A 22,995-nucleotide genomic window follows, 5' to 3' on the forward strand; every position below is an offset into this window, starting at 1 on the left:
ACGCGCATCCGGCCGTCTCCGTGCCCGGACGCGCGTGAGGGTTCCCGTCTTCGACGGACGCCCGGACGGGGGAGGTACCGCGCGCGGCGTCCGTCGGGAGCGGTGTCCCGCCTCGGGGCGGAGCGCCACCGGTGAGTGGTGGCCCGCCCCGAGGCGGGNCCGCACCACCGCGGCCAGCCGCTCGGCCACCGCGGTGGCCTGTTCCTGCTCCGGCGCCTCGACCATGACCCTGACCTTGGGCTCGGTGCCGCTGGGCCGGATCAGCACCCGACCGGTCTCGCCCAGCTCCTCCTCGGCCGCGCGCACGGCCGCCGCGAGCTCCTCGGACTCCTTGGCGCGGTCCCTGTCCACGTCCGGCACGTTGACGAGCACCTGCGGCAGCCGGGTCATCACCTTGGTCAGCTCCGCCAGGCCCTGCTCGCGGTGGGCCATCGCGGCCAGCAGGTGCAGACCGGTCAGGACGCCGTCGCCGGTGGTGGCGTGGTCCAGCAGGATCACGTGGCCGGACTGCTCACCGCCCAGACCGAAACCGCCGCGCTTCATCTCCTCCAGCACGTACCGGTCACCCACCGCGGTCTCCACCACGGTGATCCCCTCGCGCTCCATCGCCAGTTTCAGGCCCAGGTTGGACATGACCGTGACCACGAGGGTGTCCTGGGCGAGTTTCCCGGCCTCCTTGGCCTCGGTGGCCAGGATCGCCAGGATCTGGTCCCCGTCCACCACGCGCCCCTCGGAGTCCACGGCCAGGCAGCGGTCGGCGTCGCCGTCGTTGGCGATACCGGCGTCCGCGCCGTGCAGCCGGACCGCCTCCTGGAGGGCGTCCAGGTGGGTGGAGCCGCAGCCCTCGTTGATGTTGTTGCCGTCGGGCCCGTCGCCGATCGCCACGACCTCCGCGCCCGCGCGGCGCAGCGCCTCGGGGGCGACCAGGGAGGAGGCGCCGTTGGCGCAGTCCACCACGACCTTGAGCCCCTTGAGGCTGTGGGGCACCGAGGCCAGCACGTGCTCGACGTAGCGCTCGGCGCCGTCGTGGGCGTCGACGACCCGGCCGACGCGGTCGCCCACGGCGGGGTTCGGGGGCACGCCGAGCATGCCCTCGATCTCCTCCTCCAGGGCGTCCTCCAGCTTCTGGCCGCCCCTCGCGAAGAACTTGATGCCGTTGTCGGGGGCCGGGTTGTGGCTGGCGGAGAGCATCACGCCGAAGTCGGCACCGAGCTCGCCGGTGAGATGGGCGACCGCCGGGGTGGGGAGCACCCCCACGCGCACCACGTCCACGCCGGTGCTGGCCAGACCGGCGACGACGGCGGCCTCCAGGAACTCGCCGGAGGCGCGCGGGTCACGGCCGACCACGGCCTTGGGTCGCGGTCCGTTCCCGCCGCGGGTCAGCACCCGCGCCGCCGCGATGGACAGTTCCAGGGCGAGGGCGGCGGTCAGGTCCTGACCGGCGACACCGCGTACACCATCTGTTCCGAACAGCCGAGCCACAGGCGGTCAGCCCCTTTCGAAGGTGGCGCCGCGACGCGGCGCCGGTGAGGTTTCAAACGTGGCCGTGGAGCCACCGGGAAAACGAAAGGCCCGCACGCCGCCCCCCGGTGGAGGGAACGACGTACGGGCCGAAGCTCAGCCGAGCGGGTGCCGGCGCATGAGCACTAGCGCTTGGAGAACTGGGGAGCCTTGCGCGCCTTCTTGAGACCGGCCTTCTTCCGCTCGACCTCACGGTCGTCACGGGTGAGGAAGCCGGCCTTCTTCAGGGTCGGGCGGTTGTTCTCCGGGTCCAGGGACGCCAGCGCGCGGGCGATGCCGTGGCGCAGGGCGCCGGCCTGGCCGCTGGGGCCACCGCCGTTGAGGCGGGGNACGTCGTAGGCACCCTCGAAACCGAGGGAGACGAGCGGCTCCTTGATGGTCTGCTGGTGGACCTTGTCCGGGAAGTAGGTCTCAAGCGGCTTGCCGTTGACCGTCCACTCGCCCGCGCCGGGGGCGATGCGGACACGGGCGATCGCCTTCTTGCGACGACCGGTCCCGGCGCTGGGGCCGGACGCGGTGGGGACGTAGGCGGCGACGGTCTCGTCGGACTCGCTGGTGTACTCGGAGGGGAACTCCTCCGGGTTGTCCACGTACTCCTGCTCGACGTCTTCGATGCCGGTTGGCTCGACCACGGTTCTCCTCGTGCTCTCTGTAAGGGTCTGCGAACGCCTAGGCGGACTGCTCGATCTTGCCGATCTCGAACGGAACCGGCTGCTGGGCCTGGTGCGGGTGCTCCGGGCCGGCGTACACCTTGAGCTTCTTGCCCATCTGGCGACCGAGGGTGCCCTTGGGGAGCATGCCCTTGACGGCCTTCTCGATGGCCCGCTCGGGGTTCTTCTCCAGCAGGTCGGCGTAGGAGATGGAGCGCAGACCGCCCGGGTAGCCGGAGTGCCGGTAGGCGCGCTTCTGGTCCAGCTTCTTGCCGGTCAGGGCGACCTTGTCGGCGTTCACGACGATCACGAAGTCGCCGGTGTCGATGTGGGGCGCGTAGTACGGCTTGTGCTTGCCCCGAAGCAGCGTGGCAACCTGGCTCGCCATACGCCCGAGCACGAGATCGGTAGCGTCGACAACGTGCCACTGACGCTGGACATCGTTTGGTTTGGGGCTGTATGTGCGCACGATCGTTTGCCTTCGCTCTTCAGTCGGCTGCCCCATCCCGTTCGCAGGGAAGGGGGACTCGTATACACACCCGCGGTTGCGGGGTGTCTGGCCGGATATCCCGTGCCATGTCACAGGACTCTCCGAATGTGAGTGCGCAGACGATGGTGCGTGGATCGGCGCCCGACGTTCGGGGCCCACGGCAACTCAACGCACAACGACGGAATATCCTACCTGGCCACCGCCGCGCAGGTCAAAGCCAGCGGCGGGGCGGACCGGCCGGACCGCGCTCGGCGGAGAAAGCACCGGCACGGGGTCACATCCGTGACCTCTCCGTCTTTTATTATGCCCGTTGCCGAGAGTGCTTCGTCCTTTCCCCGCCCCCGCGTTGGTTACGCTTGCACCGAAAGGCTGGTCTGCTCCCGCGTTGACGGGCGCCGACGTGACCTTGGAGACGCCCGTCACGGACGCCACAGAGCGGCTCGGGGAGTGTTCGGCGGACACTCCCGGAGTCCGAGATGATCCCAGGGACACGTGCCGGTGAACCGCGGCCCAGTCCCACCCCCAGAGCCCTCGGAGACTCCCATCAGTACCCATCCGAACCAGCCACCGTACGGTCCCGACGGGCGACCCGTCGGGCCGGAGGCCGGTGACGGCCAGGACCTGCTCGGGTCGGCGCCCTCCCACCCCGAGGGCCCCCAGCATCCCACACCGGGACCGCAGCAGCCGCATGGCGCGCCCGTGCCCGGCCACCACCCCCACTTCCCTCCCCACACACAACCCGGTGGGCCGCAGGCGCCACAGGGCTTCCCCGGTTCCCAGGGCGGACCAGGTCCCCAGGCGCCGCAGGCACCCAGCGGGCCACAGCAGGCACCCAGCGGACCGCAGCAGACGCCCGGGTTCCCCGGCGGCCAGGCGCCAACGTACCCCGGTCAGCCGCCGCAGCCCGGTGGCCAGTTCCCCCCTCACCAGGCGCCCTCCGGGGGCCACCCCGCACAGCAGGCGCCGACGGGAGGCCACACCCCTCCCCAGGCCCCCCAGACCCCTCCGAGCGGGCCGAACGTGCCTCCCACCGCCCCCGGACAGCCGGGCCGGCCCCTTCCCCCCGGCGCGGTTCCGCCCGGTCAGGCGCCTCCGCCCGGTCAGGCCGCCCCGCACGGCGCTCCCCCGCCTCCGAACGCCCAGGGCCACCCCGGGCCGCCGCCCGGCCGGACCCTTCCGCCCGGTGCGCCCGGCATGCCGCAGGGGCGGCCCGGAGCGCCCGCCGGGCCTCCCCCGGGCATGCCCCCGGGTGCGGCGCCCCCGAACGCCCAGCAGGCCTACCAGGGGCCGCCAGCGCCCCCTGCCGCGCCCCCCGCCGCGCCTCCGCCTCCCGCGCGGGACGAACCCATGTTCCCCCCGGACGCGATGGGCGCCACACAGAACATCAACGCCGTCCCGGCCGCGCCCGGACGCGGTGACGACCGCCCCCTGTTCCGGGACGAGGTCCCCGACGACGCGGGGATCGACACCGCGCAGTTCGACGTCCAGGAGCTGGACGACTACGACGGTTATGACGGCTACGACGACTACGGCACCACCGCTGACCCGGGCGCGAGGAAGCGCCGGATCATGCTGATCGCCGGTTTCGCCGTTCTGCTGGTCCTCGCGGGCGGCGGAGCGTTCCTCGTCGCCAGCGGCGTGGGCGGCGGTTCGGACACCGTGGCCGTCGCGAACGAGGAGGACGACCCCGGCGCGCTCGCCCCGGAGACCCTCTTCCCCGAGAGCGTGGAGATCGAGGGGCGGGGCACGTTCACCCGCGTGGCCGTGGAGGACACCGAGGACTGCGCCGCTGGCACCCACGGCGACTACGGCCAGGTACTCACCGACAACGGGTGCCGTCAGATGGCGCGCGCCTCCTACCTCAGTGAGGACGAGGCCCGCGTGGTCACCGTCGGCGTCGCCGCGATGCCCACCGCCGAGGAGGCGACCGCCGCGATGGAGGCCCAGGACCTCGTGGCCTCCCAGTGGTTCGCCGGGTTGTCCGGCGAGGAGGGCACCCCCGCCGAGCGCCTCGGACACTCCGGCGGCCACGGCAGCAGCGCCCGATGGGGTCGCTACCTGCTCTTCTCCCTGGCCGCCAACAGCGACGGCAGCGAGGCGACCGGTGAGAGCGAGTCCGCCACCGCGCTGCGCTCCGTCAGCGAGGGCTTCCTCGACCAGGCCCACACGCACCTGAGCGAGAACCGCGGCTGATCCCGCACGAGGGAGGGGCACCCGGGCCGTCGGGTGCCCCTCCCGTCGTTCACCGGCCCGGTCCCGTGAGGAGGTCCGGTGACGAGGCCGTCCACAGAACCGGGGGACCCCCTGCCGCGGTGCCCCGGTTTCCGGTTGACTGGAAAGCGGGGGGTCCCCGGGCCCGCCCGCTTCGGCGTGCGCCGGACCCGGCCCTCAGGCCGTGTGTCCCCGGCAGGGCAGCTCCCGCACGCGCCGGGTCGTCGAGGCGCGTGCGGCCAACTCCTCGTCGGCCGGATAGCGCACCTCCTCCAGACTGAGCCCCTGCGGTCCCACCACGTGCACCGACGAGTCGCGCACACCGGCGCCGAGCACCCTCCCCGGCCAGTCCACGTCCCGGCGCCCGTCCCCCACCGCCAGGAGCGCGCCCACGAGCGCGCGCACCATGTTGTGGCAGAACGCGTCCGCCTGGACCGTCCCGTGCAGCAGGTGCTCGTCCACCCGCGTCCACTCCAGGCGCAGCAGCGCCCGGATGGTGGTCGCCCCCTCGCGCTTCTTGCAGAACGCCGCGAAGTCGTGCTCACCCACCAGGCGCTCCGCGGCCGCGTTCATCCGGTCCGCGTCCAACGGGCTGCGGTGCCACAGCACGTCGCGCCGCAGCAGCGGGTCCACCCCGTAGGGCGCGTCGCTCACCCGGTACAGGTACCGGCGGAACAGCGGCGAGAACCGGGCGTCGAACCCCGGCGGCGCCACCCGGGCCGCGCGCACCCGCACGTCCCTGGGCAGTACCCCGGCCAGACGCCGGAGCACCCGCTCCCCCTCGTCCTCCCACGTCCGCTCCGGGACGTCGGCCTGCACCACCTGTCCGCGCGCGTGCACACCGGCGTCCGTCCGCCCGGCGCACGTCACCGACACCTCCGGCAGGCGCAGCACCCGCGCCAGCGCCGCCTCCAGCTCCCCCTGCACCGTGCGCCGGCCCGGCTGCGTGGCCCAGCCGGAGAAGTCCGTGCCGTCGTAGGCCACGTCCAGCCGTATCCGAACCGTCGTCTCGTCCATACCTCACCGCATCCGGAAAAAGACGAGTGCCCGACCCCCACGGGATCGGGCACTCGTCGGGCGGTGCGCGCGTACCCGCGCGCTCCGTGCCCTACTTGTCCTCGGTCGAGCCTTCGGCCTGGGCCTTGTCGTCGGCCTGGGCGGTCTGGTCGGAGGTGGTGTCCTCCGCCGGCTGCTCGTCAGCCTCGGCGGCGGTCGTCTCGGCCTTGGGCTCCTCGGCCTTGCGCTGGGAGGCGGCCGGGGCGCTCAGCGCCTCGACCAGCTCGATGACGGCCATCGGGGCGTTGTCGCCCTTGCGCGGACCGATCTTGGTGATCCGGGTGTAGCCACCGGGACGGTTCTCGTAGCGCGGGCCGATCTCGGTGAACAGCTCGTGCACGACGGCCTTGTCCGTGATCTTGGTCAGGACCTGGCGACGGGCGTGCAGGTCGCCGCGCTTGCCGAGCGTGATCAGCTTCTCCGCGTACGGGCGCAGGCGCTTGGCCTTGGCCTCGGTGGTGCGGATCCGGCCGTGCTGGAACAGCGAGGTGGCGAGGTTCGCCAGGATGTGCCGCTCGTGAGCGGGCCCGGAACCCAGACGGGCGCCCTTGGTAGGCGTGGGCATGGTGTCGTTCTCCTAGTGATGCGATCCACGGCCGCACTCGGCCGGGGACGGGCAACGAAGGTCGGTTAGTACTGCTCCGTCTCGACGAAGGACTCACCCTCGTCGTCGTCGGAGCTGTAGGAGTCGGCCGCCGTGCTGGGGTCGAATCCGGGCGGGGAGTCCTTCAGGGACAGGCCCATGTCGACGAGCTTCTGCTTGACCTCGTCGATGGACTTGGCACCGAAGTTGCGGATGTCCAACAGGTCCTGCTCGGAGCGGGCAACCAGCTCACCAACGCTGTGGATGCCCTCACGCTTGAGGCAGTTGTAGGACCGGACCGTGAGGTTGAGGTCCTCGATCGGCAGCGCCAGGTCCGCGGCCAGGGCGGCGTCCGTCGGCGACGGGCCCATGTCGATGCCCTCGGCGTCGACGTTGAGCTCACGCGCCAGACCGAAGAGCTCGACCAGGGTCTTGCCCGCGCTGGCGACCGCGTCACGGGGACGGATGGCCGGCTTGGTCTCGATGTCGACGATCAGGCGGTCGAAGTCGGTGCGCTGCTCGACACGGGTGGCCTCGACCTTGTAGGTCACACGCAGGACCGGGGAGTAGATGGAGTCGATCGGGATACGGCCGATCTCCTGCCCGGCCTGCTTGTTCTGCGTCGCCGAGACGTAACCGCGGCCGCGCTCGACCGTCAGCTCCATCTCCAGCTTGCCCTTGCCGTTGAGCGTGGCGATGTGCAGGTCGGGGTTGTGCACCTCGACACCGGCCGGAGGAGCGATGTCCGCGGCGGTCACCACGCCGGGGCCCTGCTTGCGCAGGTACATCAGCACCGGCTCGTCGTGCTCGGAGCTGACGACCAGGCCCTTGAGGTTGAGGATCATCTCGGTGACGTCCTCCTTGACACCGGGCACGGTGGTGAACTCGTGCTCGACGCCCTCGATGCGGATGCTGGTGACAGCCGCGCCGGGGATGGAGGACAGCAGGGTACGCCGGAGCGAGTTACCGATGGTGTAGCCGAAACCCGGCTCCAGCGGCTCGATGACGAACTTCGAGCGCAGGTCCGAGACCGCTTCCTCGGTGAGCGTGGGACGCTGTGCGATCAACATGGTCCGTGTCTTCCCTTCCACATGGCCGCCCGCTATTTGACGGCCACCGGACGGACACCGCGGTCGCGGTGTCCACTACTCGGATTCCTACCCCGCCCGCACGGGCCCCAGCGGGCCGCGCGGGAACAAGCGCGGCGCGGCGCCCGCGCGGGTAGGACCGCGGGCGCCGACGACGGGATCAGACCCGGCGGCGCTTGGGCGGACGGCAGCCGTTGTGCGGCGTCGGCGTGACGTCCTGGATGGAGCCGACCTCCAGCCCGGTCGCCTGGAGCGAGCGGATGGCGGTCTCCCGGCCCGAACCCGGGCCCTTCACGAAGACGTCCACCTTGCGGACGCCGTGCTCCTGGGCGCGGCGGGCAGCGGCCTCGGCGGCCATCTGCGCGGCGTAGGGGGTCGACTTGCGCGAACCCTTGAAGCCCACCTGTCCGGAGCTGGCCCACGAGATCACGGCACCGGTCGGGTCGGTGATGCTCACGATCGTGTTGTTGAACGTGCTCTTGATGTGAGCGTGTCCGTGGACAATGTTCTTCTTTTCCTTGCGGCGCACCTTGCGCGCGGCACCCTGACGGCCCTTAGGCGGCATGAGCGAAACTCCCAGAGATCATCGGTCCGTTGTCGTTCCCGGACGCGTACGTACAGTCCAGTCCGAGCGGACTACTTCTTACCGGCCTTCTTCTTACCGGCCACGGTCTTCTTCTTGCCCTTACGGGTGCGCGCGTTGGTCTGCGTGCGCTGACCGCGGACCGGGAGTCCACGGCGGTGGCGGATGCCCTGGTAACTACCGATCTCCATCTTGCGGCGGATGTCGCCCTGCACCTCGCGGCGCAGGTCACCCTCGACCTGGTAGTTCGCGCCGATCCACTCGCGCAGCTTGACCAGGTCCTCCTCGGACAGCTGGTGGACGCGCGTGTTGCCGTCGACGCCGGTGCTCTTCAGGGTCTCCAGCGCGCGGGTGCGCCCGATCCCGAAGATGTACGTGAGAGCGATCTCCACCCGCTTGTCGCGGGGAAGGTCAACGCCTTCGATACGTGCCATGTGGGCGAGACTCCTATTGCCCTATGCGGAGGTCTGGCCCGTTCCACCCTCTCGTCGCCCAATCGACGAGGCCCCGGCCTCCGACCGGGGGTGCCTCCCGCGCCCTGGCGGCGCCGGGAGTCGGAACAGGTTGTCGTTGTTTCGTGCACCCGGTGTGGTGGCGGTCCACCGACCGGGTTGATCGCGGTGTGAAGCCGCGGCGAGCGACCGGGAGCTAGCCCTGGCGCTGCTTGTGCCGCGGGTCCGAGCAAATGACCATGATCCGGCCGTTACGGCGGATCACGCGGCACTTCGCGCAGATCTTCTTCACGCTCGGCTTGACCTTCATGGTGACTCCGAACTCATCCCTCTCGGGCCCTGCGGCCCGTGACGGGCTACTTGTAGCGGTAAACGATGCGCCCGCGCGTGAGGTCGTACGGGCTCAGCTCCACGACGACGCGGTCGTCGGGGAGAATACGGATGTAGTTCATCCGCATCTTGCCGCTGATGTGGGCAAGGACCTGGTGCCCGTTGTCGAGCTCTACCTTGAACATAGCGTTGGGTAGGGACTCGACAACGGAACCCTCGATCTCGATGGCGCCGTCTTTCTTGGCCATGTCCTCCACGCCTCGCTCATCGATTGGTTGATGGACAACCCGACGCGACCCCAGTGGCCTAGCATGACGCTACGGCCCCGGCGACGGATGTCCGTCGCCGACGCCAAGACACACTGGAAGTTCAGGCCAACTGCAAAGGCGAACGTCGCTGGGAGGACGTGGCGCAAAGAAGGCAGACTGACCCAACAGCCCGCGTATGGGCAATGACAGTCTAGCCCCTCGGGGCAAGTACTCCTAACCGCCGAGCAGGGCACCCTACCCCACCAGGGACTACCGTGGCTCGTCCCCGTCCGAGGCGTTTCTCTGGGGAAGCAGGACCCCCACGGTCACGATGCCCATCACGATCCCCCACGGGCCCAGGACCCACAGGAACCACGGGTAGTCGTAGTCGGTGGTGAGGAACAGGATCAGCCAGATCACGAAGCACAGGACGTTGACCCCGGCGTAGAGCATCCAGGGCACCATCAGCGCCGGATCCCTGATGGTGATCGGCGGCGCCACGGCGGGCTCCTGGGAGGGGTTCCGGAAGTCGGCGAGGTCGCGCTCGGGCAGGTCGTTGGTCACCGTGGCCAGTTCGTTCACGGTCCTGGACCTGTAGACCCGGCTGAGGCGGTCGGTGAACTCCTCGTGGTCCAGCCGCCCCTGGGCGAAGTGCTCCTGGAGAAGCTGGGCCACGCGGTCGCGTTCCGCGTCGGACGTTCGCATCGACGGCACCGGGTCGGACACTGCGCGCACCTCGTATCTTCACCCGGCAGCGGCCCCGCGCCCCGCGCGGGGAGAAGCCCCTACCAGGTCGGCTGGACGAACCCCATGGCAGTGATTTTATCGCGGTTGGACTCGCGCGCGGTCAGAACGACGGGCCCTTCCGCGGTCACGGCGACCGTGTGCTCGAAGTGCGCGGCACGCTTGCCGTCCCGCGTCACCACGGTCCACCCGTCGTCGAGCTGCACCACGTCGTGGCGGCCCAGGGTGGTCATGGGTTCGATCGCCAGGCACATGCCCTCGACCAGCTTCATGCCCTTGCCGCGCCTGCCGTAGTTGAGCACGTGCGGGTCCATGTGCATCTCGGTGCCGATGCCGTGGCCGCCGTACTCGCGGACGTTGCCGTAGCCGCCGTTCCTGGAGATGTGACCACCGATCGCGTGACCGATGTCACCCAGGCGCTTCCCCGGCCGCATCTCGGCGATCCCCCGCCACATGGACTCCTCGCAGGTCTCCATCATGCGCAGGTCCTCCGGACGGCCCTCGCCGACCGCGACGGTGATCGCCGAGTCGCCGTGCCAGCCGTCCAGGATGGCCCCGCAGTCGATGGAGATGATGTCGCCCTCGGCCAGCACCCGGTCCGCGCTGGGGATGCCGTGGACGACCTCCTCGTTCACCGAGGCGCAGATGGAGCCCGGGAAGCCGTGGTAGCCCTTGAAGGAGGGGACGGCGCCCGCGTCGCGGATGACCTTCTCCGCGACGGCGTCCAGTTCCAGGGTGGACACCCCGGGCCGCACCGCGGCCCGGAGGGTGTCCAGGGCGCGGGCCACGACCTGGCCCGCCGCCCTCATCCTGGCGATCTGCTCCGGTGTCTTGATCTGTACGTCCGGATCGCCCTTGCCGAACATCAGGAGCCGACCTTCTCCGCGATGGCGGCCTTGGCTCGGGCCGTCACCTCCTCCACGGAACCCGTGGCGGCGATGGTGGCCAGCAGACCCTCGGCCTCGTAGAACTGCACCAGCGGAGCGGTCTGCTCCCGGTAGACCTCCAGGCGGTGCCGGATGGTCTCCTCACGGTCGTCCTCGCGCTGGTACAGCTCGGCGCCCTCGTTGTCGCACGTGCCCGCGACCTTCGGGGCGTCGTACTCCACGTGGTACACCCGGCCGCACTCCGGGCACGAACGGCGGCCCGACAGGCGCTTGACGACCTCCTCCTCGTCGACCCTCAGCTCCAGGACGACGTCCAGGGTGGTGTCGAGGTCGGCGAGGATGCCCTTGAGCGTCTCGGCCTGCGGAACGTTGCGCGGGAACCCGTCGAGCAGGAAACCCGTCGCGGCGTCGTCCTGCGCCAGCCGGTCCTTGACCATGGCGTTCGTGACCTCGTCGGGGACGAGGTCGCCGCGGTCCATGTACTCCTTGGCCTTCTTGCCAAGCTCGGTGCCACCGCTGACGTTGGCCCGGAAGATGTCACCCGTGGACACCTTGGGAATCGACAGCTCGGACGCGAGGATCTGGGCCTGGGTGCCCTTGCCGGCCCCAGGCGGCCCCACCAATACTGCTCGCATTTATCGCAGAAAACCTTCGTAGTTCCTCTGCTGGAGGTGACTCTCGATCTGCTTCACCGTGTCCAGCCCGACACCGACCATGATCAGGATGCTCGTCCCTCCGAAGGGGAAGTTCGCGCTGGCGCCGGTGGCACCGAGGGCGACCATCGGGAGGAGAGCGATCACACCCAGGTACAGGGATCCGGGGGTCGTCAGCCTCGTCAACACGTAGTCGAGGTACTCGGCGGTCGGACGCCCTGGTCGGATACCCGGGATGAACCCACCGTACTTCTTCATGTTGTCGGCGACCTCAGTGGGGTTGAAGGTAATCGCCACGTAGAAGAACGCGAAGCCGATGATCATGACGAAGAAGGTCGCCATGTACACCGGGTGTGTCCCGGTGAGGAAGTACTCCTGGATGAACGTCACCACGGGGTGTGTGGAGTCCTGGCCGAGCAGGCCCACGAGCAGCTGCGGGAGGTACAGCAGCGAGGAGGCGAAGATCACGGGGATGATGCCCGCCTGGTTGACCTTGAGCGGGATGTAGGTCGAGCTGCCGCCGTACATGCGACGGCCGACCATGCGCTTGGCGTACTGCACCGGGATGCGGCGCTGCGCCTGCTCCATGAAGACCACGGCGGTGATGAGCACCAGGCCCGCGATGCAGATGATGGAGAAGACCCAGACCGAGCGCTCCTCGAACAGGGTCAGGATGGAGGAGGGGAACATCGCGATGACCTGGGTGAAGATCAGCAGCGACATGCCGTTGCCCACACCGCGCTCGGTGATGAGCTCACCGAACCACATGATGAGGGCGGTACCGGCGGTCATCGCGAACACGATGGTCACCAGGGTCAGGATGTCCTGGTTGGGCATGTAGGAGCTGACCGGGATGGCCCCCTGGAACAGGGCGCCGGTCCGGGCCATGGCGACGATGCTGGTGGCCTGGAGGACCCCGAGCATCAGCGTCAGGTAGCGGGTGTACTGGGTGATCTTGCTCTGCCCGGACTGCCCCTCCTTCTTGAGGGCCTCCAGGCGGGGGATCACCACCGTCAGCAGGTTGATGATGATGCTCGCGGTGATGTACGGCATGACCCCGAGCGCGAACACCGCCAGTTGCAGCAGTGCGCCGCCGCTGAACAGGTTGACAAGCTCGTACACACCAGACTGGTCGGCGGCGGTGATCGCCTCCATCTGGTCCCTGATCGCCGCGGAGTTGATACCCGGCGCCGGGATCACCGATCCCAGACGGAAGAGCGTCAGGATGAACAGTGTGAACAGCAGCTTGTTACGCAGGTCGGGCGTGCGGAATGCACGGACGAATGCACCTAGCACGTCTCCTCCTGCGCGGCTTCGGCGGCGGAACGGGTTCCAGACATCGCGGCCGATCCTGAATCGTCGTAGAACGTCAGCTCCGGGCGGTCGCCCGTTGCTCGGAAGTATTCACATTACGTCAAGCAGTGAACTCAAACAGAAGGCACTGTAACAGTGATCACTCCACAGTTGAGTTCGTGAGACATAACGATCACCGCTCACAACGCACGGGGGCGCCCGCCAGGCCGGTCGTTCACTGACCCGCCGGGCGGACGCCCCCGGTCGCGCATCGCGGAGATGAGCTCTACAGCTCGGTGGTGGAGCCACCGGCCGCGGCGATCTTCTCCTTCGCCGAGGCGGAGAACGCGTTGGCGCTCACCTGCACGGCGACGGTGATCTCACCGGTGCCCAGCACCTTGACGGGCTGGTTCTTGCGAACCGCGCCCTTGGCGACCAGGCTCTCGACGGTGACCTCGCCACCCTCGGGGTAGAGCTCGCTCAGCCTGTCCAGGTTGACGACCTGGTAGGTCGTCTTGAACCGGGCGTTGCTGAAGCCCTTGAGCTTGGGCACCCGACGGATGAGGGGCATCTGCCCGCCCTCGAAGCCGGGACGGACGGTGTTACGAGCCTTCGTGCCCTTGGTGCCGCGGCCCGCGGTCTTGCCCTTGGACGCCTCGCCGCGACCCTTGCGGATCTTGGCCTTGTTGGAGCCCGGGGCGGGACGCAGGTGGTGCAGCTTGAGCAGCTCGTCGGGGTTGTAGTCGCTCATTCTGCGACCTCCTCGACAGTGACGAGGTGCGAGACGATCGTGATCTGCCCGCGAACCTCGGGGCGGTCCTCACGGACGGTGGACTTGCCGATCCGCCCCAGACCGAGCGTCTGGAGAGCAGCGTGCTGCTTCGCCTTGCCGCCGATCCTGGAACGGGTCTGCGTGATCTTGAGCTTGGCCATGGTCAGGCTCCTGCCTTCGCCTCAGCGCGGGCACGCAGCATGGCGGCCGGGGCGACGTCCTCGATCGGCAGGCCACGGCGGGCGGCGATCTCCTCGGGCTGGTTGAGGCCCTTCAGAGCCGCCACGGTGGCGTGCACGATGTTGAGCGGGTTGGACGAGCCGAGCGACTTGCTGAGCACGTCGTGGATACCGGCGCACTCCAGCACGGCGCGCACGGGGCCACCGGCGATGACACCGGTACCCGGGGCGGCCGGACGGAGCAGGACGACGCCGGCCGCGTCCTCACCCTGGACCTGGTGCACGATCGTGCCCTGGATGCGGGGAACGCGGAAGAAGTTCTTCTTCGCCTCCTCGACACCCTTGGCGATCGCGGCCGGGACCTCCTTGGCCTTGCCGTAACCGACACCGACCATGCCGTTGCCGTCGCCGACGACGACCAGGGCGGTGAAGGAGAAGCGACGGCCGCCCTTGACGACCTTCGCGACCCGGTTGATGGTCACGACCTTCTCGATGTAGGAGACACCCTTGTCTGCGGCGCCGCCGCGGCGATCGTCACGGCGATCACGCCGCTCGCCACCGGCGCCGCGCCGCGGTGCTGCAGCCATCAGTGGTTCCTCTTCTCGTGGTTGATCTTGGCCGTTGCAGAGGTCATCGCTAGAACTCCAGCCCGCCCTCGCGCGCCGCGTCGGCGAGCTTGGCGATACGTCCGGCGTACTGGTTGCCACCGCGGTCGAAGACGACGGCGGAGACGCCGGCGGCCTTGGCGCGCTCAGCGATGAGCTGGCCGACCTTGACGGACTTGTCGGACTTGGTGCCCTCCGAGGCACGCAGGTCGGCCTCGACGCTGGAGGCCGCGGCCAGAGTGTGGCCCCTGGTGTCGTCGATGACCTGTACGACGATGTGCTTGGAGGAGCGGAACACGGCCAGGCGGGGACGCTCGGCGGTGCCCACGACCTTCTTGCGGACGCGGAACTGGCGGCGCGCACGGGAGACGGCGCGCTTGGTGGTCCGCTTGCGGCTCACGGTGCTACCCATGCCTACTTACCAGCCTTTCCGGCCTTGCGGCGGATGTGCTCACCCTTGTACCGCACGCCCTTGGCCTTGTACGGGTCAGGCTTGCGCAGACCGCGGATGTTCGCGGCGACCTGTCCCACCAGCTGCTTGTCGATGCCCTCGACGTGGAAGAGGGTCGGCTTCTCCACACGGAAGCTGACGCCCTCCGGGGGCTCCACCACGACCGGGTGGCTGTAGCCCAGCGAGAACTCCAGGTTGGCGCCGCGGGCCATGACGCGGTAACCCACACCGTGGATCTCCAGCGTCTTCGTGTAGCCCTTGGAGACGCCCTCGACCAGGTTGGCGATGAGCGCACGGGTCAGACCGTGCAGCGAGCGGTTCTCCGGCTTGTCGTCGGGACGTGCCACCGTGATCACGCCGTCCTCGAGGGAGACGGTGATCGGCTCGGTGACGGTCTGCTTCAGCTCGCCCTTCGGACCCTTGACGGTGACGTCCTGCCCGTTAATCGTGACTTCGACGCCCTTGGGGACCGAGAGCGGCAGTCGACCGATTCGCGACATGCTTCAATCTCTCCCTGTTACCAGACGTAGGCGAGGACTTCGCCGCCCACGCCACGCTTCTTGGCCTGCTTTTCGGTCATCAGGCCGCCGGACGTCGAAATGATCGCCACACCGAGGCCACCCAGCACACGCGGCAGGTTGTCCTTCTTGGCGTACACCCGCAAACCGGGCTTGGAGACCCGGCGGATGCCCGCGATCGAACGCTCCCGGGTGGGGCCGTACTTCAGGTCCAGGACGAGGTTCTGGCCCACCTGGGCCTCCTCGGTCCGCCACCCCTGAATGAAGCCCTCCTGCTGGAGGATCTCGGCGATGTGCGCCTTGATCTTGGAATACGGCATCGTCACGGTGTCGTGGTAAGCCGAATTCGCGTTGCGCAGACGTGTGAGCATGTCTGCGATCGGGTCGGTCATCGTCATGGCCGACTGGCCCTTCCTCACCGCGGTTTCCGAGTGCGGGCTTTCCCAGAGCCTGCCCTTGCGTGGGTCTCCCCACGAAGGTGCACAAACGGACCTTCGGCGTGGTCGTGGGCACCGCGGTCCCTCCCGGGACTGCCGTGCCCTGATGGTTGGATGTTGCCGGACCGTGGCCGCGTACGCGGTCACGGACGCTGTGGGACCAAGCGCCGGCGCTTCGGGGGGCCGACTGCGCGCTCAGGGGATGAGCGCCTGGTCGGCCCCGCCGGAAACTACCAGCTCGACTTGGTGATACCGGGCAGCTCGCCCCGGTGCGCCATCTCGCGGAAGCAGATACGGCACAGGCCGAACTTCCGGAAGACGGCACGCGGGCGGCCGCACCGCGAGCATCGAGTATACGCGCGAACGCCGAACTTCGGCTTCCGCTGAGCCTTGGCGATCAGGGACTTCTTGGCCATGTGTGCTTACCCCTCAGGCTTCCTTGAACGGGAAACCGAGCTGCTTGAGCAGGCTACGGCCCTGTTCGTTGGTCGTGGCGGTGGTGACGACCGTGATGTCCATCCCACGCTGCCGGTCAACCTTGTCCGGGTCCACCTCGTGGAACATGACCTGCTCGGTCAGTCCGAAGGTGTAGTTGCCGTTGCCGTCGAACTGCTTCGGGGACAGGCCGCGGAAGTCCCGGATACGGGGCAGGGCCAGGGAGAGCAGCCGGTCGAGGAACTCCCACATCCGGTCGCCGCGCAGCGTGACGCTGGCGCCGATCGGCATGCCCTCGCGCAGCTTGAACTGAGCGATGGAGTTCTTGGCCCGGTTGATCCTCGGCTTCTGGCCGGTGATCGCCGAGAGGTCGGCGACCGCGCCCTGGATCAGCTTCGCGTCACGAGCGGCCTCGCCGACACCCATGTTGACCACGATCTTCGTCAGACCGGGGACCTGCATGATGTTGGCGATCCCGAACTCCTCCTTGAGGGAGGAGATGACCTCGTTGCGGTACTTCTCCTTGAGCCGCGGCATCGGAGGTGCGGTGATGTCGTTGGTAACCGTCATCAGATGTCCTTACCGGTGCGGCGGGAGACGCGGACCTTGGTTCCGTCTTCCTCGAAGCGGTAGCCGACCCGGGTGGCCTTGCCGTCCTCCGCGAGCGCGACGTTGCTCACGTGGATCGGGGCCTCCTTGGTGACGACCTCACCCTGCTGGCCGCCCGCCGGGTTGGCCTTCCTGTGCTTCTTGACCAGGTTGACGCCCTCGACGATGACACGGTCTTCCTTCGGCAGGGCCTTGACGACCTTGCCGGTGGCACCCTTGTCCTTGCCGGCGAGGACGATGACCTCGTCGCCAGATTTGATCTTCATCGCTTAGAGCACCTCCGGCGCCAGCGAAATGATGCGCATGTACTTCTTGTCACGCAGCTCACGGCCGACCGGGCCGAAGATGCGGGTGCCTCGCGGGTCCCCACCGTCCTTGATGAGCACGGCAGCGTTCTCATCGAAGCGGATGTAGGAGCCGTCGGGCCGGCGGCGCTCCTTTGCGGTGCGCACGACAACGGCCTTGACGACGTCGCCCTTCTTGACTCCAGCGCCAGGCAGGGCGTCCTTCACCGTGGCGACGATGGTGTCGCCGATCCCGGCGTAGCGCCGACCCGAGCCGCCGAGAACACGGATGGTGAGGATCTCCTTGGCACCCGTGTTGTCGGCGACCTTGAGTCGCGACTCCTGCTGAATCACGTCTGCTCCTGATGTGATGCGTGCGGTCCACTGCCGCACGGCTAGGTGGTCTCACCCCTCGCGCCGGCGGCCGACAACGGGTGTCGGCCGCCGACAGGCTGGGGTTACTTAGCCTTCTCCAGGATCTCCACGACGCGCCAGTTCTTGGTCGCGGAGAGCGGCCGGGTCTCCATCAGTCGGACCCGGTCGCCGACGCCGCAGGAGTTCGCCTCGTCGTGCGCCTTGTACTTGGTCGTCCGGCGGATGACCTTGCCGTACCTGGCGTGCGTGGTGCGGTCCTCGACCTCGACAACGACGGTCTTGTCCATCTTGTCGCTGACGACGTAGCCCTCGCGCACCTTGCGGTAGTTGCGGGTCGCGGTCTGGTTCTCACTCATTCGGCTGCTTCCTTCGACTCCTGCGCCGACTCACCAGACAGCGGGGCGATACCCAGCTCGTGCTCCCGCAGGACCGTGTAGATCCGCGCGATCTCGCGCTTGACGGTACGCAGTCGGCTGTGGTTGTCGAGCTGGCCGGTGGCGGCCTGGAAGCGGAGGTTGAAGAGCTCTTCCTTGGCTTCCTTGAGCTTGGCGACCAGGTCCTCGACGGACTGGTCACGGAGCTCATGGGCAGTCACGGACTTGGCCATCACTCCCCCTCCCGCGTAACAAACTTGCACTTCATCGGGAGCTTGTGCATCGCACGGCGCATGGCCTCCTTGGCCACGGCCTCGGGCACGCCCGACAGCTCGAACATCACGCGACCGGGCTTGACCGGCGCGACCCACCACTCGGGAGAACCCTTACCGGAACCCATCCGGACCTCGGCGGGCTTCTTGGTCAGCGGGCGGTCCGGGAAGATGTTGATCCACACCTTGCCGCCACGCTTGATGTGACGCGTCATGGCGATACGAGCGGACTCGATCTGGCGGTTCGTCACGTAGGCCGACTCCAGGGCCTGGATGCCGAACTCGCCGAAGGTGACCGCCGTGCCGCCCTTGGCCTTGCCGCGCAGGTCCGGGTGGTGCTGCTTGCGGTACTTGACCTTACGAGGAATAAGCACTGGTCAGCTCCCCTCGGTCTTCGCGGGCTCGGCCTTGGTCTCGGCGTTCTGCTGCTGGCCGCCACCGGTGTTCCCGGCACCGCCGCCACCGCGGCGACGACGCTGGGGACGCTCACGGCGCTGGCCGCCGCCGCCACCACCGGCGGAGCGCTGCGCGGCCTGGGCCGCCTCGCGCTCGGCGCGGGTCGCGGGCGCGTCGCCCTTGTAGATCCACACCTTCACACCGATACGACCGAAGGTCGTACGAGCCTCGAAGAAGCCGTAGTCGATGTCGGCGCGCAGCGTGTGCAGCGGGACCCGGCCCTCGCGGTAGAACTCCGAGCGGGACATCTCGGCCCCACCCAGGCGGCCACCGCACTGGATACGGATGCCCTTGGCACCGCTCTTCATCGCGCTCTGCATGGCCTTGCGCATCGCGCGGCGGAACGCCACACGGCTGCTCAGCTGCTCGGCGACGCCCTGGGCGACGAGCTGCGCGTCGATCTCGGGGTTCTTGACCTCGAAGACGTTCAGCTGCACCTGCTTGCCGGTCAGCTTCTCCAGGTCGGTCCGGATGCGGTCGGCCTCGACGCCGCGGCGGCCGATGACGATGCCCGGCCGGGCGGTGTAGACGTCGACGCGGACGCGGTCACGGGTGCGCTCGATCTCCACCTTGGAGATGCCCGCGCGCTCCATACCGCGGGTCAGCATCCGACGGATCGCGACGTCTTCCTTGACGTAGTCCTTGTAGGACTTGTCGGCGTACCAACGGCTCTTGAAGTCGGTGGTGACTCCGAGGCGGAACCCGTGCGGGTTTACCTTCTGCCCCACTATCGGGTCCTTTCCTTCGTCTTGGACGAGGCGCCCGAGCGCTCAGCGACGACCACGGTGATGTGGCTCGTGCGCTTGGTCACCCGGAAGGCGCGGCCGAAGCCTCGCGGACGAATGCGCTTCAGGGTCGGACCCTCGTCCACCCACGCGCGCTCGACCACCAGCGTCTCGCGGTCCAGCTTGTCATTGTGCTCGGCGTTGGCGATGGCACTAGCCAGTACCTTGCCAACGGGCTCGCTCGCCGACTGGGGCGCGAACCGGAGCACCGCCTGTGCCTCGTCAGCGGGCAACCCGCGAATAAGGTCCACCACACGGCGGGCCTTCCGGGGCGTAACACGGATGAACCGTGCCTGTGCCCTCGTTCCCATCGCTTTTCCCTCGCTCACGGAAATTCATCTCCACTCACCGTGGAGAAATGGTTCTTAACTCCTGCTGCAACCGCTAACGGCGGCTACGGCGGTCTTCCTTGACGTGGCTGCGGAAAGTACGCGTGGGAGCGAACTCACCGAGCTTGTGGCCGACCATCGACTCGGACACGAACACGGGGACGTGCTTGCGGCCGTCGTGGACGGCGATCGTGTGACCGATCATCTCCGGGACGATCATGGACCGCCGGGACCACGTCTTGATGACGTTCTTGGTCCCCTTCTCGTTCTGCGTCTCCACCTTCTTGACCAGGTGGTCGTCGACGAAGGGACCCTTCTTAAGGCTACGTGGCATCAGACGTGCTCCTTACCGCTTCTTCTTACCGCTACGCCGACGCCGCACGATGAGCTTCGAGCTGGCCTTGTTCTTGTTGCGGGTCCGGCCTTCCTTCTTGCCCCAGGGACTGACCGGGTGGCGGCCACCGGAGGACTTGCCCTCACCACCACCGTGGGGGTGGTCGATCGGGTTCATCACGACACCGCGGACGGTCGGACGCTTGCCCTTCCAGCGGGAGCGGCCGGCCTTGCCCCAGTTGATGTTGGACTGCTCGGCGTTGCCGACCTGGCCGACGGTGGCGCGGCAGGTGATCTCCACCATGCGCATCTCACCGGAGGGCATACGCAGCGTGGCGTACTTGCCCTCCTTGGCCAGGAGCTGGATCTGGGAACCAGCGGAGCGGCCCAGCTTGGCGCCGCCGCCCGGCTTCAGCTCGACCGCGTGCACGAACGTACCCGTGGGGATGTTGCGCAGCGGGAGGCAGTTGCCGGGCTTGATGTCGGACTGCGGACCGTTCTCGACCCGGTCGCCCTGCTTGAGGCCGGCGGGCGCCAGGATGTAGCGCTTCTCGCCGTCCACGTAGTGGAGCAGGGCGATGCGGGCGGTGCGGTTCGGGTCGTACTCGATGTGAGCGACCTTGGCCGAAACGCCGTCCTTGTCGTGGCGACGGAAGTCGATCACGCGGTAGGCCCGCTTGTGACCGCCGCCCTGGTGGCGGGCGGTGATACGGCCGTGGCCGTTACGTCCGCCCTTGGAGTGCAGCGGACGCACCAGGGACTTCTCGGGCTCCGAGCGCGTGATCTCGACGAAGTCGCTCACGCTGGAGCCGCGACGACCCGGCGTCGTCGGCTTGTGCTTACGAATGCCCATCTTCTTCGCGCATTCCTTTACTTGCTGGGTGTGTAGCGGTCAGCCCGGAAGAGGTCAGACACCGAAGATGTCGATCCGGTCGCCTTCGGCGACGCTGACGATCGCGCGCTTGGTGTCCGGACGCTTCCCGTAACCGAAGCGGGTGCGCTTGCGCTTGCCCTTGCGGTTGATCGTGTTCACGTTCGTGACCTTCACCTCGAAGATCTTCTCGATCGCGATCTTGATCTGGGTCTTGTTGGCGTCCGGGCGGACGATGAACGTGTACTTGTTCTCGTCCATGAGCCCGTAGCTCTTCTCGGAGATCACCGGCTCGACGATGATGTCCCGGTGGTCGGCGATCCTCACTGCTCGTCCTCCTCGGACTGCGCGGCCTTGGAGGCACCGGCCGCGTGGGCCAGGAACTCGGCGTAGCCCGCCTCGGTGAAGACCACGTCGTCCGAGTACAGGACGTCGTAGGTGTTCACCTGGTCCGCGTCGAGGATGTGCACCTCTTCGAGGTTGCGCAGGGCACGCCGGTTGTGCTCGTCCTCGCGGGCCAGCACCACCAGGACCTTGTCGGACTCGGTGACCTGGCGCAGCGCCTTCAGAGCGGTCTGCGTGAACTTGTTCTCCAGGTCCTCGGCCACGAAGTGGCTGACGACGTGGATGCGGCCGTGGCGCGCCCGGTCCGAGAGGGCTCCGCGCAGGGCGGCGGCCTTCATCTTCTTCGGGGTGCGCTGGGCGTAGTCGCGCGGCTGGGGTCCGTGAACCGTGCCACCGCCCGCGTACTGCGGGGCCCGGATGGAGCCCTGGCGGGCCCGGCCGGTGCCCTTCTGGCGGTAGGGCTTCTTGCCACCGCCGCGGACGTCACCGCGGGTCTTGGTGGCGTGGGTGCCCTGACGGCCAGCGGCGAGCTGGGCGTTCACGACCTGGTGGATCAGCGGAATGCTGACCTGCTGGGCGAAGACGCTCTCCGGCAGCTCGACACTGCCCTTGGCGCCGCCCTCGGGGTTCTTGACCTCGATCTGGGCCATGGCTTACTTGTCCCCCTTCACAGCGGTGCGGACGAGCACCAGACCGCCGTTGGGACCGGGGACGGCACCCTTGACCAGGATGAGCCCCTTCTCCGCGTCGACGGAGTGAACGGTCAGGTTCTGGACGGTCTTGCGCACGTTGCCCATGCGACCGGCCATCCGCATGCCCTTGAAAACGCGGCCGGGCGTGGCGCAGCCGCCGATGGAACCGGGCGAGCGGTGCTTGCGCTGGGTGCCGTGCGTGGCGGAGAGGCCGCGGAAACCGTGGCGCTTCATCACACCGGCGAAGCCCTTGCCCTTGCTCTTGCCCGTGACGTCGACCAGCTGGCCGTCCTCGAAGGCGTCCGCGGAGACCTCCTGGCCGAGGGTGTACTCGGAGGCGTCGGTGGTGCGGACCTCGACGTAGTGACGGCGCGGGGTCAGGTCGTGCTTGCGCAGGTAGTCGCCGAGCGGCTTGTTCACCTTGCGCGGGTTGATCTGCCCGTAGCCGAGCTGGATGGCGGAGTAGCCATCGGTGTCCGGAGTCCGGATGCGGCTCACGACGCACGGACCGGCCTTCAGAACCGTCACGGGCACCATCTTGCCCGCGTCGTCGAAGACCTGGGTCATGCCGAGCTTTTCGCCCAGAACTCCCTTGATCTGCTTGGTGGCCATGTCTGTGCGTCCTTACAGCTTGATCTCGATGTCAACGCCCGCCGGGAGGTCGAGACGCATGAGCGAGTCCACCGTCTTCGGCGTGGGGTCGATGATGTCGATCAACCGCTTGTGCGTGCGCATCTCGAAGTGCTCGCGCGAGTCCTTGTACTTGTGCGGCGATCGGATGACGCAGTAAACGTTCTTCTCCGTCGGCAGCGGCACCGGGCCCGCGACCTGTGCGCCAGTTCGCGTCACGGTCTCGACGATCTTCTTCGCCGAGCTGTCGATGACCTCGTGGTCATAGGCCTTTAGCCGAATGCGGATCTTCTGTCCCGCCATGTGGCCTGTTCGTCCTTCGCTTCAGTGTCCGTAACGGTGAGCTTCCGGGCACAGACGCCCAGGCCCGGCGAAGTCCGCCGTGTGGCCGTGAGCCCCTATTCCCTTGAGAAACCGCAACAGGGCTTGCCCCTGCGGTGCGTCACCGTCACAG

35 protein-coding genes and 1 pseudogene are annotated in these 22,995 nt (G+C 68.3%); 1 reads left to right on the forward strand and 35 read right to left on the reverse strand.

Annotated elements, in window-relative coordinates; translation table 11 throughout:
* Nucleotides 1-147 precede the first annotated feature (147 nt).
* The 3 genes and pseudogenes from glmM to rplM form a co-directional block, all read right to left on the reverse strand.
* Nucleotides 148-1,482: pseudogene (gene glmM / locus D455_RS33275) on the reverse strand (phosphoglucosamine mutase); the annotation flags it as partial.
* Nucleotides 1,483-1,646: 164 nt separating this feature from the next.
* A complete protein-coding gene (rpsI, locus tag D455_RS0124660; RefSeq protein WP_017573346.1) occupies nt 1,647-2,153 on the reverse strand; it encodes a 30S ribosomal protein S9 in 507 nt (168 codons plus the stop codon).
* A 37-nt stretch (nt 2,154-2,190) separates the two neighbouring features.
* Nucleotides 2,191-2,640 carry a 50S ribosomal protein L13 gene (gene rplM / locus D455_RS0124665; protein WP_017573347.1) on the reverse strand — a complete coding sequence of 150 codons (450 nt, stop codon included), beginning with the start codon at nt 2,638-2,640 and terminating at the stop codon, nt 2,191-2,193.
* A 1,368-nt stretch (nt 2,641-4,008) separates the two neighbouring features.
* On the opposite strand from rplM, the gene D455_RS0124670 reads away from it, so the two are divergent.
* A complete protein-coding gene (locus tag D455_RS0124670) occupies nt 4,009-4,854 on the forward strand; it encodes a hypothetical protein (RefSeq protein WP_017573348.1) in 846 nt (281 codons plus the stop codon).
* A gap of 195 nt (nt 4,855-5,049) precedes the next feature.
* On the opposite strand, the gene truA is transcribed toward D455_RS0124670, so the two are convergent.
* From truA to rpsJ, 32 genes are all read right to left on the reverse strand, one after another.
* Nucleotides 5,050-5,889, reverse strand: a complete 840-nt coding sequence (gene truA / locus D455_RS0124675) for a tRNA pseudouridine(38-40) synthase TruA (protein WP_017573349.1) — start codon at nt 5,887-5,889, stop codon at nt 5,050-5,052.
* 91 nt (nt 5,890-5,980) lie between these two features.
* A complete protein-coding gene (gene rplQ / locus D455_RS0124680; RefSeq protein WP_017573350.1) occupies nt 5,981-6,493 on the reverse strand; it encodes a 50S ribosomal protein L17 in 513 nt (170 codons plus the stop codon).
* A 65-nt stretch (nt 6,494-6,558) separates the two neighbouring features.
* The gene (locus D455_RS0124685; RefSeq protein ID WP_017573351.1) at nt 6,559-7,581 is read right to left on the reverse strand and encodes a DNA-directed RNA polymerase subunit alpha; all 1,023 of its coding nucleotides are present in this window, start codon (nt 7,579-7,581) and stop codon (nt 6,559-6,561) included.
* Nucleotides 7,582-7,759: 178 nt separating this feature from the next.
* Complete coding sequence (gene rpsK, locus D455_RS0124690; RefSeq protein WP_017573352.1) at nt 7,760-8,164, reverse strand: 30S ribosomal protein S11; 405 nt, start codon at nt 8,162-8,164, stop codon at nt 7,760-7,762.
* Between the two features lie 71 nt (nt 8,165-8,235).
* Nucleotides 8,236-8,616, reverse strand: coding sequence for a 30S ribosomal protein S13 (gene rpsM / locus D455_RS0124695; protein ID WP_017573353.1), 381 nt, complete (start codon nt 8,614-8,616; stop codon nt 8,236-8,238).
* Nucleotides 8,617-8,830: 214 nt separating this feature from the next.
* Nucleotides 8,831-8,944, reverse strand: a complete 114-nt coding sequence (gene rpmJ, locus D455_RS0124700) for a 50S ribosomal protein L36 (protein WP_013156136.1) — start codon at nt 8,942-8,944, stop codon at nt 8,831-8,833.
* 46 nt (nt 8,945-8,990) lie between these two features.
* Nucleotides 8,991-9,212 carry a translation initiation factor IF-1 gene (gene infA, locus D455_RS0124705; RefSeq protein ID WP_013156135.1) on the reverse strand — a complete coding sequence of 74 codons (222 nt, stop codon included), beginning with the start codon at nt 9,210-9,212 and terminating at the stop codon, nt 8,991-8,993.
* 270 nt (nt 9,213-9,482) lie between these two features.
* Nucleotides 9,483-9,938, reverse strand: coding sequence for a DUF1707 domain-containing protein (locus tag D455_RS0124710; protein WP_017573354.1), 456 nt, complete (start codon nt 9,936-9,938; stop codon nt 9,483-9,485).
* Between the two features lie 59 nt (nt 9,939-9,997).
* Entirely contained in the window at nt 9,998-10,822 is an 825-nt protein-coding gene (gene map, locus D455_RS0124715) for a type I methionyl aminopeptidase (protein ID WP_017573355.1), read from the reverse strand.
* Nucleotides 10,822-11,478 carry an adenylate kinase gene (locus D455_RS0124720; RefSeq protein WP_193789461.1) on the reverse strand — a complete coding sequence of 219 codons (657 nt, stop codon included), beginning with the start codon at nt 11,476-11,478 and terminating at the stop codon, nt 10,822-10,824. Before D455_RS0124720 ends, map begins: the two co-directional genes overlap by 1 nt.
* Complete coding sequence (gene secY, locus D455_RS0124725; protein ID WP_017573357.1) at nt 11,479-12,792, reverse strand: preprotein translocase subunit SecY; 1,314 nt, start codon at nt 12,790-12,792, stop codon at nt 11,479-11,481.
* A gap of 283 nt (nt 12,793-13,075) precedes the next feature.
* Complete coding sequence (rplO, locus tag D455_RS0124730; RefSeq protein ID WP_017573358.1) at nt 13,076-13,540, reverse strand: 50S ribosomal protein L15; 465 nt, start codon at nt 13,538-13,540, stop codon at nt 13,076-13,078.
* Nucleotides 13,537-13,722 carry a 50S ribosomal protein L30 gene (gene rpmD, locus D455_RS0124735; RefSeq protein WP_017573359.1) on the reverse strand — a complete coding sequence of 62 codons (186 nt, stop codon included), beginning with the start codon at nt 13,720-13,722 and terminating at the stop codon, nt 13,537-13,539. The genes rplO and rpmD overlap by 4 nt, the downstream gene beginning before the upstream one ends.
* A 2-nt stretch (nt 13,723-13,724) precedes the next feature.
* A complete protein-coding gene (rpsE, locus tag D455_RS0124740; protein WP_017573360.1) occupies nt 13,725-14,327 on the reverse strand; it encodes a 30S ribosomal protein S5 in 603 nt (200 codons plus the stop codon).
* A gap of 49 nt (nt 14,328-14,376) precedes the next feature.
* Complete coding sequence (rplR, locus tag D455_RS0124745; protein ID WP_017573361.1) at nt 14,377-14,757, reverse strand: 50S ribosomal protein L18; 381 nt, start codon at nt 14,755-14,757, stop codon at nt 14,377-14,379.
* A gap of 2 nt (nt 14,758-14,759) precedes the next feature.
* Nucleotides 14,760-15,296, reverse strand: a complete 537-nt coding sequence (gene rplF / locus D455_RS0124750) for a 50S ribosomal protein L6 (RefSeq protein WP_017573362.1) — start codon at nt 15,294-15,296, stop codon at nt 14,760-14,762.
* A 17-nt stretch (nt 15,297-15,313) separates the two neighbouring features.
* Complete coding sequence (gene rpsH, locus D455_RS0124755) at nt 15,314-15,712, reverse strand: 30S ribosomal protein S8 (protein ID WP_017573363.1); 399 nt, start codon at nt 15,710-15,712, stop codon at nt 15,314-15,316.
* Between the two features lie 269 nt (nt 15,713-15,981).
* Nucleotides 15,982-16,167 carry a type Z 30S ribosomal protein S14 gene (locus D455_RS0124760; RefSeq protein WP_017573364.1) on the reverse strand — a complete coding sequence of 62 codons (186 nt, stop codon included), beginning with the start codon at nt 16,165-16,167 and terminating at the stop codon, nt 15,982-15,984.
* 13 nt (nt 16,168-16,180) lie between these two features.
* Nucleotides 16,181-16,756 carry a 50S ribosomal protein L5 gene (gene rplE, locus D455_RS0124765; RefSeq protein ID WP_017573365.1) on the reverse strand — a complete coding sequence of 192 codons (576 nt, stop codon included), beginning with the start codon at nt 16,754-16,756 and terminating at the stop codon, nt 16,181-16,183.
* Complete coding sequence (gene rplX, locus D455_RS0124770; RefSeq protein WP_017573366.1) at nt 16,756-17,061, reverse strand: 50S ribosomal protein L24; 306 nt, start codon at nt 17,059-17,061, stop codon at nt 16,756-16,758. The genes rplE and rplX overlap by 1 nt, the downstream gene beginning before the upstream one ends.
* A 3-nt stretch (nt 17,062-17,064) precedes the next feature.
* Nucleotides 17,065-17,433 (reverse strand): 50S ribosomal protein L14, encoded by a 369-nt coding sequence (rplN, locus tag D455_RS0124775; RefSeq protein ID WP_017573367.1) that lies wholly within the window; start codon nt 17,431-17,433, stop codon nt 17,065-17,067.
* Nucleotides 17,434-17,537: 104 nt separating this feature from the next.
* The gene (rpsQ, locus tag D455_RS0124780) at nt 17,538-17,810 is read right to left on the reverse strand and encodes a 30S ribosomal protein S17 (protein ID WP_017573368.1); all 273 of its coding nucleotides are present in this window, start codon (nt 17,808-17,810) and stop codon (nt 17,538-17,540) included.
* Nucleotides 17,807-18,061, reverse strand: coding sequence for a 50S ribosomal protein L29 (gene rpmC / locus D455_RS0124785; RefSeq protein WP_017573369.1), 255 nt, complete (start codon nt 18,059-18,061; stop codon nt 17,807-17,809). The genes rpsQ and rpmC overlap by 4 nt, the downstream gene beginning before the upstream one ends.
* Nucleotides 18,061-18,474 carry a 50S ribosomal protein L16 gene (gene rplP / locus D455_RS0124790; protein ID WP_017573370.1) on the reverse strand — a complete coding sequence of 138 codons (414 nt, stop codon included), beginning with the start codon at nt 18,472-18,474 and terminating at the stop codon, nt 18,061-18,063. The genes rpmC and rplP overlap by 1 nt, the downstream gene beginning before the upstream one ends.
* A 3-nt stretch (nt 18,475-18,477) precedes the next feature.
* Nucleotides 18,478-19,284 carry a 30S ribosomal protein S3 gene (gene rpsC, locus D455_RS0124795; protein ID WP_017573371.1) on the reverse strand — a complete coding sequence of 269 codons (807 nt, stop codon included), beginning with the start codon at nt 19,282-19,284 and terminating at the stop codon, nt 18,478-18,480.
* The gene (gene rplV, locus D455_RS0124800) at nt 19,284-19,652 is read right to left on the reverse strand and encodes a 50S ribosomal protein L22 (protein ID WP_017573372.1); all 369 of its coding nucleotides are present in this window, start codon (nt 19,650-19,652) and stop codon (nt 19,284-19,286) included. The genes rpsC and rplV overlap by 1 nt, the downstream gene beginning before the upstream one ends.
* A gap of 73 nt (nt 19,653-19,725) precedes the next feature.
* Nucleotides 19,726-20,004 (reverse strand): 30S ribosomal protein S19, encoded by a 279-nt coding sequence (gene rpsS, locus D455_RS0124805; RefSeq protein WP_017573373.1) that lies wholly within the window; start codon nt 20,002-20,004, stop codon nt 19,726-19,728.
* A gap of 12 nt (nt 20,005-20,016) precedes the next feature.
* Nucleotides 20,017-20,856, reverse strand: a complete 840-nt coding sequence (gene rplB, locus D455_RS0124810) for a 50S ribosomal protein L2 (protein WP_026122949.1) — start codon at nt 20,854-20,856, stop codon at nt 20,017-20,019.
* A 54-nt stretch (nt 20,857-20,910) separates the two neighbouring features.
* On the reverse strand, nt 20,911-21,201 hold the full coding sequence (rplW, locus tag D455_RS0124815) for a 50S ribosomal protein L23 (protein WP_017573375.1): 291 nt from the start codon (nt 21,199-21,201) through the stop codon (nt 20,911-20,913).
* A complete protein-coding gene (gene rplD / locus D455_RS0124820; protein WP_017573376.1) occupies nt 21,198-21,869 on the reverse strand; it encodes a 50S ribosomal protein L4 in 672 nt (223 codons plus the stop codon). Before rplD ends, rplW begins: the two co-directional genes overlap by 4 nt.
* Before the next feature lie 3 nt (nt 21,870-21,872).
* Nucleotides 21,873-22,523, reverse strand: coding sequence for a 50S ribosomal protein L3 (gene rplC / locus D455_RS0124825; RefSeq protein ID WP_017573377.1), 651 nt, complete (start codon nt 22,521-22,523; stop codon nt 21,873-21,875).
* 12 nt (nt 22,524-22,535) lie between these two features.
* Complete coding sequence (gene rpsJ, locus D455_RS0124830) at nt 22,536-22,844, reverse strand: 30S ribosomal protein S10 (protein ID WP_014908366.1); 309 nt, start codon at nt 22,842-22,844, stop codon at nt 22,536-22,538.
* Between the last annotated feature and the right edge of the window lie 151 nt (nt 22,845-22,995).

This window comes from Nocardiopsis halotolerans DSM 44410, from assembly GCF_000341065.1.
Taxonomy (GTDB): domain Bacteria; phylum Actinomycetota; class Actinomycetes; order Streptosporangiales; family Streptosporangiaceae; genus Nocardiopsis; species Nocardiopsis halotolerans.

Excerpts from the sequence above, each read along its gene's own strand:
- D455_RS0124670 (WP_017573348.1), top strand. The coding sequence starts at position 4,009 with ATGTTCCCCCCGGACGCGATGGGCGCCACACAGAACATCAACGCCGTC.
- truA (WP_017573349.1), bottom strand. The coding sequence starts at position 5,889 with ATGGACGAGACGACGGTTCGGATACGGCTGGACGTGGCCTACGACGGC.
- rplQ (WP_017573350.1), bottom strand. The coding sequence starts at position 6,493 with ATGCCCACGCCTACCAAGGGCGCCCGTCTGGGTTCCGGGCCCGCTCAC.
- D455_RS0124685 (WP_017573351.1), bottom strand. The coding sequence starts at position 7,581 with ATGTTGATCGCACAGCGTCCCACGCTCACCGAGGAAGCGGTCTCGGAC.
- rpsK (WP_017573352.1), bottom strand. The coding sequence starts at position 8,164 with ATGCCGCCTAAGGGCCGTCAGGGTGCCGCGCGCAAGGTGCGCCGCAAG.
- rpsM (WP_017573353.1), bottom strand. The coding sequence starts at position 8,616 with ATGGCACGTATCGAAGGCGTTGACCTTCCCCGCGACAAGCGGGTGGAG.
- rpmJ (WP_013156136.1), bottom strand. The coding sequence starts at position 8,944 with ATGAAGGTCAAGCCGAGCGTGAAGAAGATCTGCGCGAAGTGCCGCGTG.
- infA (WP_013156135.1), bottom strand. The coding sequence starts at position 9,212 with ATGGCCAAGAAAGACGGCGCCATCGAGATCGAGGGTTCCGTTGTCGAG.
- map (WP_017573355.1), bottom strand. The coding sequence starts at position 10,822 with ATGTTCGGCAAGGGCGATCCGGACGTACAGATCAAGACACCGGAGCAG.
- D455_RS0124720 (WP_193789461.1), bottom strand. The coding sequence starts at position 11,478 with ATGCGAGCAGTATTGGTGGGGCCGCCTGGGGCCGGCAAGGGCACCCAG.
- rplO (WP_017573358.1), bottom strand. The coding sequence starts at position 13,540 with ATGAGCGACTACAACCCCGACGAGCTGCTCAAGCTGCACCACCTGCGT.
- rpmD (WP_017573359.1), bottom strand. The coding sequence starts at position 13,722 with ATGGCCAAGCTCAAGATCACGCAGACCCGTTCCAGGATCGGCGGCAAG.
- rpsE (WP_017573360.1), bottom strand. The coding sequence starts at position 14,327 with ATGGCTGCAGCACCGCGGCGCGGCGCCGGTGGCGAGCGGCGTGATCGC.
- rplR (WP_017573361.1), bottom strand. The coding sequence starts at position 14,757 with ATGGGTAGCACCGTGAGCCGCAAGCGGACCACCAAGCGCGCCGTCTCC.
- rplF (WP_017573362.1), bottom strand. The coding sequence starts at position 15,296 with ATGTCGCGAATCGGTCGACTGCCGCTCTCGGTCCCCAAGGGCGTCGAA.
- rpsH (WP_017573363.1), bottom strand. The coding sequence starts at position 15,712 with ATGACGATGACCGACCCGATCGCAGACATGCTCACACGTCTGCGCAAC.
- D455_RS0124760 (WP_017573364.1), bottom strand. The coding sequence starts at position 16,167 with ATGGCCAAGAAGTCCCTGATCGCCAAGGCTCAGCGGAAGCCGAAGTTC.
- rplE (WP_017573365.1), bottom strand. The coding sequence starts at position 16,756 with ATGACGGTTACCAACGACATCACCGCACCTCCGATGCCGCGGCTCAAG.
- rplX (WP_017573366.1), bottom strand. The coding sequence starts at position 17,061 with ATGAAGATCAAATCTGGCGACGAGGTCATCGTCCTCGCCGGCAAGGAC.
- rpsQ (WP_017573368.1), bottom strand. The coding sequence starts at position 17,810 with ATGAGTGAGAACCAGACCGCGACCCGCAACTACCGCAAGGTGCGCGAG.
- rpmC (WP_017573369.1), bottom strand. The coding sequence starts at position 18,061 with ATGGCCAAGTCCGTGACTGCCCATGAGCTCCGTGACCAGTCCGTCGAG.
- rplV (WP_017573372.1), bottom strand. The coding sequence starts at position 19,652 with ATGGGAACGAGGGCACAGGCACGGTTCATCCGTGTTACGCCCCGGAAG.
- rpsS (WP_017573373.1), bottom strand. The coding sequence starts at position 20,004 with ATGCCACGTAGCCTTAAGAAGGGTCCCTTCGTCGACGACCACCTGGTC.
- rplB (WP_026122949.1), bottom strand. The coding sequence starts at position 20,856 with ATGGGCATTCGTAAGCACAAGCCGACGACGCCGGGTCGTCGCGGCTCC.
- rplD (WP_017573376.1), bottom strand. The coding sequence starts at position 21,869 with ATGGCCCAGATCGAGGTCAAGAACCCCGAGGGCGGCGCCAAGGGCAGT.
- rplC (WP_017573377.1), bottom strand. The coding sequence starts at position 22,523 with ATGGCCACCAAGCAGATCAAGGGAGTTCTGGGCGAAAAGCTCGGCATG.
- rpsJ (WP_014908366.1), bottom strand. The coding sequence starts at position 22,844 with ATGGCGGGACAGAAGATCCGCATTCGGCTAAAGGCCTATGACCACGAG.